Source organism: Prosthecobacter sp. (genome assembly GCF_044373815.1).
Lineage (GTDB): Bacteria > Verrucomicrobiota > Verrucomicrobiia > Verrucomicrobiales > Verrucomicrobiaceae > Prosthecobacter.
This window is the reverse complement of record NZ_JBIPNG010000318.1, coordinates 1-7,737: the sequence shown is the minus strand read 5'-3', so window position 1 is coordinate 7,737 and position 7,737 is coordinate 1. Positions and strand designations below refer to the sequence as shown.

The window sequence follows — 7,737 nt, the reverse complement described above, 5'->3', positions numbered from 1 at the left end:
CCAGCGGCTTGCCATCTTTGAGGAAGATGGCCGCTGAGGACGGGAACTTCGCGAGTTTGGCCGCCGTAGCCGCGAGCTTGCGCGCATACACCGCATCAATCTCGAACCCCTTTTCCGCAATCTCAGCGGCTGGCAGCAGCGCATCGGCCAGCTTGAGTTTGCCGTGCTTCACTTGGGCCGCTGCGCAGGCCTTCAGATAACCCGGAACCCCGGAGGCCAGCGCACCCGTCTTGCTGGCTTCATCGTCCACTTTGCCATTGATCAAATACATGTCGCGCTGCGCCTTGGCGGGAGCCATTTCACGGCCATCGATGCACGTCACCGTGCCATCTGCCGCATGAATGACAAAGAAGCAGCCCCCGCCGATGCCGGAGTTGTGCCCATCCACCACGCCCAGCGTCAGTCCAGCCGCAATGGCCGCATCAATGGCATTCCCACCCTTTTCAAAGGCTTGTTGGCCCGCCTCAGTCGCCAGTGGGTGCACGGTCGCGATGGCGTGTTTCGGAAAGGCGGCATCTGCAGCAACCAAAACCGAGGAGGAGAGCAGGACAAGGGCGGCCAGGACTTTCATACCACGAATGCTAGCCGCGGCAGCGGATGCGTCGAATCAAAAAGGCACGCCAAATCAGATGGGCAGGCTTCAGGACTGCGCACTGCGCTTCCAGCTCAGCCATGCGTGGCGGTAGGTGAAAGCCATGGCCATGATTCCTGCAAACAGCAGCAATGCCCGGCTGGGTTCTGGCACCGAGATCACACTGCTGATGGCGGTTCCCGGCAGAGTAAGATCCGGCGTTCCAGCCTTTTCAGGTTCCGTCGCCCCCACAGCCATGGCCGCAGCTATGCAGCAGGCTAACCAGTAACTAAAGGAACGGAGGGACATGAATTTAAAATAATCTTTATCAGGTCCCCCCCGGTTCGAACAAGGTTTTTTTTGTTCCGAAATTGATCCACAAGTCTCTGTTTCAGCCCTTTGCTCGGTGATGAGTAAGATTTTTGCCGGGTTTCTCAATGCACGCCTTCTTGCTTGCGCGCACCCTGTGCCTCCGCCATGACTACGGCCCCCCAATTCCGGCATCTTATCCATCATGTCCAACGTCAGTTCTCCGCGTGTCATCAACATAGGCTTGGCCGGTTTAGGCAATGTGGGGGCTGGAGTGTTCAAGAATCTCCAAAAGAATCGCTCCCTGATCGGTCAGCGCATCGGTGCCGAACTTCATGTCTCCAAAATAGCCGTTCGTGATCTCTCCCGTCCGCGGGATATTGAGGTGCCTGCGGAATTGCTCACCACAGACTGGAAGGTTCTGGTCAATGATCCTGCCATTCCAGTCATCGTTGAACTCATCGGTGGCACGACCACCGCCTATGATCTGGTGGCCGCCGCCTTGCGGGCCAAAAAGATCGTCGTCACCGGAAACAAGGCCCTGCTCGCGGAGCGCGGCAAAGAATTGTTCGCCCTGGCCGAGGAATGCGGTGTGCCGATTTACTTTGAGGCGGCGGTCGCAGGCGGGATTCCCATCATTCAGGTCCTGCAGGAGGGGCTGGTGGGAAATCATATCCGCTCCATTCACGGCATCATCAACGGCACCTGCAATTACATCCTCACCCGGATGTCGCATGCCGGTCTCAGCTATGCAGATGCTTTGCAGGAGGCTCAGGACAAAGGCTATGCCGAGGCAGATCCCACGCTGGATGTCAGCGGCTGGGATGCCGCCCACAAGGCCATCATTCTCGCCTCCCTCAGCTACGGATTCTGGATTCCGCAGGACAAGGTCCACGTCGAAGGCGTGGACCGCGTGAACATCACCGATTTCCGCTTTGCCGAACGCCTCGGCTACACCATCAAGCTCCTTTCCGTCATCCGTGCAGACGAAAACGGCCTCGTCGAAGTTCGCACCCAGCCCTCTCTGGTGCCGCTCTCCCATGTGCTGGCCAATGTCAGCGGTGCCTTCAACGCGGTGCTCGTGAATGGAGATGTCGTGGGCGAGACCCTGTTCTACGGTCGCGGCGCCGGTCAGGACCCGACCAGCAGCAGCGTCATCAGCGATCTCTGCGAAGCCGCCGCCGTTTTGATGCACGGAGCACGCCACAGCGGTTTCGTGCCGCATGGTCTCTACGGCAAATCGAAGCCCGTGGATGACACCGTCTCGCACTATTACCTGCGGCTGACCGTTGACGACGTTCCGGGTGTGCTAGCTCAAGTCGCCACAGCACTTGGCGAACGTGGGATTGGCATTTCCTCCATGATCCAGCCGGAAGATCTCGAAGACACCAGTGGCGAAACCTCACTCGTGCTCATGATTCACGATGCACGCTTGGGAGACATTAAGTCGGCGCTCACCGCCATCAGTCAGCTCAAGTGTGTGCGCTGCGCTCCAAGCTGGATGCGCGTGGAAACTTTGCAGGGCTAGTGGTTGGATCGGCAAATCTAACGCCAGTCAAAATTGGCGTGGAATGCAGCTCTATAAATGAGAAGATACCTTTCATGAAAATCGCGCTCTCCAATCTCGCAACCCTCGTCGGGGGGACTGTATTGTGCGGTGATCCCGCCGGGCAGATCACAGGCTTTGCATCCTTGAAAGAAGCCCTTCCCGGCGATCTGAGTTTCTTTCATGACCCACGCTACAACGAGAGGCTGGTGAACACGAAGGCCAGCGCCATCCTCGTGCCCCTCGGCTGGAAGGAGTTTCCGCCAAACGCCTCCTGCATCGAAGTCTCTGACCCTTCCCGCTCCTTTGAAAAGATCGTGGAAACTTATGGCTTCCAGCCCGCCCCCTTTGCGCCCGGAGTACATCCATCCGCAGTTGTCGCTGACGGTGTCAAATTTGATCCCGCTCAAGTGTGCATTGGGCCCAATGCCGTCATCGAATCGGGTGTGGAACTCGGTGATGAAGTGGAGGTCGGCCCCGGTTGTTTTGTTGGGCGCAATGTCATCATCGGCAAAGGTTCCCGCCTTCATGCAAACTCCACCGTGCATGCCGAATGCATTTTGGGAGAAAACGTGTACCTCCATTCCGGTGCCGTCATCGGTGCCGATGGCTTCGGCTATGAATTTGGTCAGGGCCGCCATCGCAAAGTGCGTCAGGCCGGCATCGTTCAGATCGACAACGACGTGGAAATCGGCGCAGGCAGCACCATCGATCGCGCCCGTTTTGGCCGCACCTGGATCGGGGAGGGGACCAAGATCGACAACCTCGTGCAGATCGGTCACAACGTCGTCATCGGCAAACACTGCATCGTCGTCGCCTGCACCGCCATTGCCGGCAGTGCCATCATTGGAGATTACGTCGTCATTGCCGCCCAGGTCGGCATCGCAGGCCATGTGCATGTCGGTTCACAGAGCACCCTCGCCGCACGCTGCGGCGTCACCCGCGACCTGCCCGGCGGCCAGACCTATCTCGGCTTTCCCGCCATCCCCGTGGGCGAAGAAAAACGCCGCCTCGCCGGCATCAACCGCCTCCCCCAGCTCGTCGCACGCGTGAAGGAACTCGCCGCCCAAATTGCCGGCGGCAAGTCAGCCTGATAACCATTCGCAATCCTCAACTTCTGGTAGGATTCTCGTGCAGTGAACCTGAGCCGCATAGCGCTGATTGCCATGGCAGCACTTTCCGTGTGGGCATGTTTCAGTCATTTTTCAGGACGACGCCACTCCCCCAAATCGCGGGACTTGGAGCGGCTGACAGTATTCCTTGTGCAAGTATTGCAGCGAAATGACAAGAGTCCCGGGCAGTTGCAGCACGAAATCGCGGAGAAGTTTAGCGATCCACAAATTTACCATCTGGTCATGACCTGCAGAGACTGGTCAGATGCAAGCACCGAGGATCCAAAAGGGTCCCTTGAGGACGTGGACATCCTGAAGTTTTGCTTCTGCGAAAGTCTGAAAGTGCTGAAAGCCCGGGGCGCGAGGATTCAACTCCGCAGAATCTTCTTGGATGCCCGCGTCGATGATGGTTGGAGGATGTTATGGCATGAAAGCCTCGGCACAGACTGGCTGGCAAAAAATCCGTTTGTGATGCCAGAAAAAAATCCAGATTTGATTCCTGAACCTTGAGATGTTCATCCGCTGAACCTTCAAGTCATTGGCGCACATGCTGCGACAGTGGCTCCCGCAGGCAGCCGCCTGTCATGACCGACCGCGCAAGCTGGCCTGCTGGCGCGCTGAACTGCTCGAAGCCATTGCCAGCGTGCGCAACACGCTGCGGCCAGGACGCAGAGAACCGAGAGCACAAAAACGACGTCCAAAAACCTATCAACTGCTCACCTCACCACGTCACAAGTTCAAAGAAATCCTCCACCGTGATCGCTACCGTGTTGCCGCTTAACCGAGTGCCATTCATGACTGGCATCTTTTCTCTTTTCCTGGGTTCATTTTTCCCATTTCCTTGTTGGAGCTAGTGTGCTTGATTGTGCTAAATCATTAAATTGTGTATAAAAGGCTGAATCAAGCTTGTAGGGATGGCCACGCTGACTCCCATCCTTGCGAAAATAGCCTCGAACAACGATTTCGTCGCCAATATTTCGGATTTTCAGCATCTCCAAGTAAGATGGCTTTAGTTCTATAAGATTGTCCAGCTCCCAATAATCGCCAACATGGCTAAGATGTCCTCTGATTTGAACCATCCGCCCAAAATAATTATCCCGATTTCGAACCACTTCCGTCGAGGTCAGCACGGGAAGACTAGCAGCCATTTCCACACGAACATTAGCGCAGGAAAGCAGGAATGCTGGAATAAAAATTGCGATGTAACGTATTGATCTCATTTGTTTTTCCCCAAAAAAATTACTTTTGCCAATCTCGGGCCGTAAATTAACCCTATCTGGACATGACCCCTGCCTGGTTCTGTAACATCATCATAATAAGTTGCCAGGCATGAATGGCACTCGGTTAAGCGCATGCATCGTGAGTTGGGGAAGCTTGGCCAATTCAGCAAGCCGTGCTTTTGGAACCAAAGCGCAGCGAAGATAGACAGCCGCAGGCTGCCCTGAAAGGGTGAGCGGAGCGAATCAATGCGGTCGCGAAGATGCACGGTGCAAGCCTGCATCGGAGCTACCGCTTTCGCGGGGTGAAGAACGTTCTTTGTCCACAGACCGCCGTCCAGCCTGCGAAAGCGGTAGCTACGTTCGTGCCTCACTCCGCGACCTCACTCCATATCGGAGGCTTCAGTGCGCTCTATGGAATGCTTGGCCAAAACACTGCCAGGCAGACCTGTAAAATGAACGACACTCGGTTAAGGCAGCTTTTCGTTGGTTCCATAATACCGGGAACTCTGCGTTTTTTGCCAAGATGCCTCCCTCTTTCGCCACTACGCGTCGCCACACACCAGCCCTGAAAGGGCTGCGTAATATAGCCCAGGGGTGCCGAGCTTTAGCGAGTGCTCCCCTGGGTCCTGGCATCAGCATCGGGAAGCAAACCCAACGCGCCGCAACATACAACACCCACCAGCAGCGTCTGCAAAGAGTTCCGCCACACTCAGAGCGTTCCGTCAGGTCCAAAAACTCACGATCAACGTCCTTAACCGAGTGCCATTCATGCCTGGCATCTTTTTTCCATGAATGCACAGGGTCATTTGCTGGATAATGGTGTGATCTTTTCAAGTATCTGCCGTACAACAGCCAGCGCTTGATCAATGGGTAACCCAACTTCCTCCAATTCGGGTGAAATCATAGACTCAACCTCAGCTCTATCGGTAATGGCACGCACCGCACAAAGATGACTTGAGAAGTCATAATGCACTGTTATTTGCTCGAAGTCTATCGCATCGCCGTCGGCGGATCTGAAAGATCGACCTGTGTGATAATAATCTTCTTCCCAGACAGGCCAGCTCGAGTGAAAGTTTGTAATCTTCGCGAGTCCGCCACCTCTTTCATCGCTATAAAGCCAGTCGATTTGGCTGTTACTGTGAAGAACCATTCTCCATGAAGGATCGACAGGCCGCATACCCACTTCCTTTCTAGCAGAAGCCAACTGGCTTAAACGATCATGGTAAGTTAATTGGGAATTCAAGAACCAAACGATCAAGCATATCAAGATCGCCAAAATTGCGAAAATCAGTTTGTGTTTCATGGGAATCTACATGGGCCAAATAAGTTGCCAGGCATGAATGGCACTCGGTTAAGGTGAAGTATCGACCGTTTGTGCCCTTCCTTCATCAGTATTCTTCAACACCAACGGTGTTGCGTATTTGAGCCCAGGGATGCCGAGCCTTGGCGAGTGCTTCCCTGGGTTTTCGGCATCAAGTCCAGGAAGCAAACCCAGCACCCCGCCGCATACTGCGCCCACCAGCAGCGTCTGCCATTCGCTCCGCCATGCTTAGTTCGTTCAGCATGTCCCAAAACTCACGAACATCGTCCTTAACCGAGTGCCATTCTTGCCAGGCATTTTATAGGGAAGTCTGGTCCAAAACATGGGTTAACAATATTTTGAACTAAATGCCTGTCATGAATGGCACTTGATTAAGACGCAGTTTCGTACCTTTGCGGCCTTCCTGTCTCGGTCTTCTTGAGCCCTGAAAGGGCGGCATAATTTAGCCCAGGGCAAGCGAGCCTCAGCGAGCGCCGCCCTGGGTTACCGCCAGCAATGCCGGGAAGCAAACCCAGCGCACTCGTAACACACCAAGTTCACCAGCAGCGCCTGCATGGAACTGCGCCGCGTACCCGTTGCTCCCTCTAGCCCTCGAAATCCACGAAGCCCTCCCTTAATTAAGTGCCATTCATGCCTGTCATCTTTTACGTGTCATTTTTTACGCCGAAGCCTGCACCATGCGCACCTGCTTTGCCCTCAAGAACGGCTGGGAAAGCCGCAAGGGTGGCATCGCTCGCGTCACACGCTTCGACCCCCGTCTGGATGCGGGGAGCTACCTCACCAAGCCCGCAGGCCCCGTCGATCCCGGCGACTCCTACGAATCGGCGAAGTTCGGCAGCGGCGCCTGCAGCCTCATGATCGCTCACGCCGTCTGGAAGTTCGCCGCTTCCAAGAGAGAGGCGCAGTTAATGCGGTAAGGGCTTCGTCACCCAGCACACGCCGCCCATCCAATAAGTTGCCAGGCGTTTTACAGGTGCATCTGGTCCAAAACATTGGTTAACAATGTTTTGGTCTTATCATCTGCCCGGCACCTTCGGCGCGTGCACAAGCTCTCAAGCACCAATCAGCCGAACAAAAAAATGACTGGCAAGAATAGCACTCGGCTAACCGCGCGCCATTCCCCAGTCACCAAAATCCCCACTGCTGCGTCTTCATCACATAAAGACCCAGTGCCAGATTCCCCACCGCGTGCATGAACACACACGCGCCCAGACTCTTCGTCCGCACCGCCACGAAGTACATCAGCGCTCCCCACACGAAGGCCCCGCAATAATCCTCCGTGTTGTGAATCAGCATCACCGCGAGCGTGACGATCCAAAACACCTTCCACCGATGCGTGCCAAAGGCCACACGCTCAAACCGACCATCCTCCGTCATCAAAAAGCGCATTAAAAACCCACGCCAGAACAGCTCCTCCACCAGCGGCACCACCAGCACCATGCGTGCAAAGCGCATGCCCACCACCAGGCCGAACCACAGCGGTGACTCCTGCGCGATCATCGGATCAAACCCTTCCTTGCGTTCCGCAAGTCCCAGCCAGTTCCACCAAGCTGCCGGTTCATGCCCCTCATGGATCAAGCTCTCACGCAGCACCGACGGAGCCACCCACACGGCAATTCCAACCAGCCCCAGTATAAACGCCATCCCAAAACCTCTCC

General features: G+C 55.6%; 10 protein-coding genes. 5 read left to right on the top strand and 5 right to left on the bottom strand.

Going from position 1 to position 7,737, the window contains the following annotated elements; translation table 11 throughout:
• Positions 1 to 571 (bottom strand): gamma-glutamyltransferase (locus ACIREA_RS21725; protein WP_397384455.1); only part of this gene is annotated, 571 nt, incomplete at its 3' end.
• A gap of 69 nt (positions 572 to 640) precedes the next feature.
• Positions 641 to 880, bottom strand: coding sequence for a PEP-CTERM sorting domain-containing protein (locus ACIREA_RS21720; RefSeq protein ID WP_397384454.1), 240 nt, complete (start codon positions 878 to 880; stop codon positions 641 to 643).
• Positions 881 to 1,085: 205 nt separating this feature from the next.
• Here ACIREA_RS21720 and ACIREA_RS21715 point away from each other — a divergent pair, with 205 nt between their 5' ends.
• The 4 genes from ACIREA_RS21715 (at position 1,086) to ACIREA_RS21700 (ending at position 4,319) form a co-directional block, all read left to right on the top strand.
• Positions 1,086 to 2,408 carry a homoserine dehydrogenase gene (locus ACIREA_RS21715; RefSeq protein WP_397384453.1) on the top strand — a complete coding sequence of 441 codons (1,323 nt, stop codon included), beginning with the start codon at positions 1,086 to 1,088 and terminating at the stop codon, positions 2,406 to 2,408.
• Between the two features lie 74 nt (positions 2,409 to 2,482).
• A complete protein-coding gene (lpxD, locus tag ACIREA_RS21710) occupies positions 2,483 to 3,520 on the top strand; it encodes a UDP-3-O-(3-hydroxymyristoyl)glucosamine N-acyltransferase (RefSeq protein WP_397384452.1) in 1,038 nt (345 codons plus the stop codon).
• Positions 3,521 to 3,592: 72 nt separating this feature from the next.
• Entirely contained in the window at positions 3,593 to 4,048 is a 456-nt protein-coding gene (locus ACIREA_RS21705) for a hypothetical protein (RefSeq protein WP_397384451.1), read from the top strand.
• A 37-nt stretch (positions 4,049 to 4,085) separates the two neighbouring features.
• Entirely contained in the window at positions 4,086 to 4,319 is a 234-nt protein-coding gene (locus ACIREA_RS21700) for a hypothetical protein (protein ID WP_397384450.1), read from the top strand.
• A 43-nt stretch (positions 4,320 to 4,362) separates the two neighbouring features.
• On the opposite strand, the gene ACIREA_RS21695 is transcribed toward ACIREA_RS21700, so the two are convergent.
• Both ACIREA_RS21695 and ACIREA_RS21690 read right to left on the bottom strand, forming a co-directional pair.
• The gene (locus tag ACIREA_RS21695) at positions 4,363 to 4,686 is read right to left on the bottom strand and encodes a hypothetical protein (RefSeq protein ID WP_397384449.1); all 324 of its coding nucleotides are present in this window, start codon (positions 4,684 to 4,686) and stop codon (positions 4,363 to 4,365) included.
• 874 nt (positions 4,687 to 5,560) lie between these two features.
• Positions 5,561 to 6,061, bottom strand: coding sequence for a hypothetical protein (locus tag ACIREA_RS21690; RefSeq protein WP_397384448.1), 501 nt, complete (start codon positions 6,059 to 6,061; stop codon positions 5,561 to 5,563).
• Positions 6,062 to 6,756: 695 nt separating this feature from the next.
• Here ACIREA_RS21690 and ACIREA_RS21685 point away from each other — a divergent pair.
• Entirely contained in the window at positions 6,757 to 6,996 is a 240-nt protein-coding gene (locus ACIREA_RS21685; protein WP_397384447.1) for a hypothetical protein, read from the top strand.
• Between the two features lie 208 nt (positions 6,997 to 7,204).
• Here the strand turns inward: ACIREA_RS21685 and ACIREA_RS21680 are convergent.
• The coding region (locus tag ACIREA_RS21680) for a CAAX prenyl protease-related protein (RefSeq protein WP_397384446.1) at positions 7,205 to 7,737 on the bottom strand (533 nt) is incomplete at its 5' end.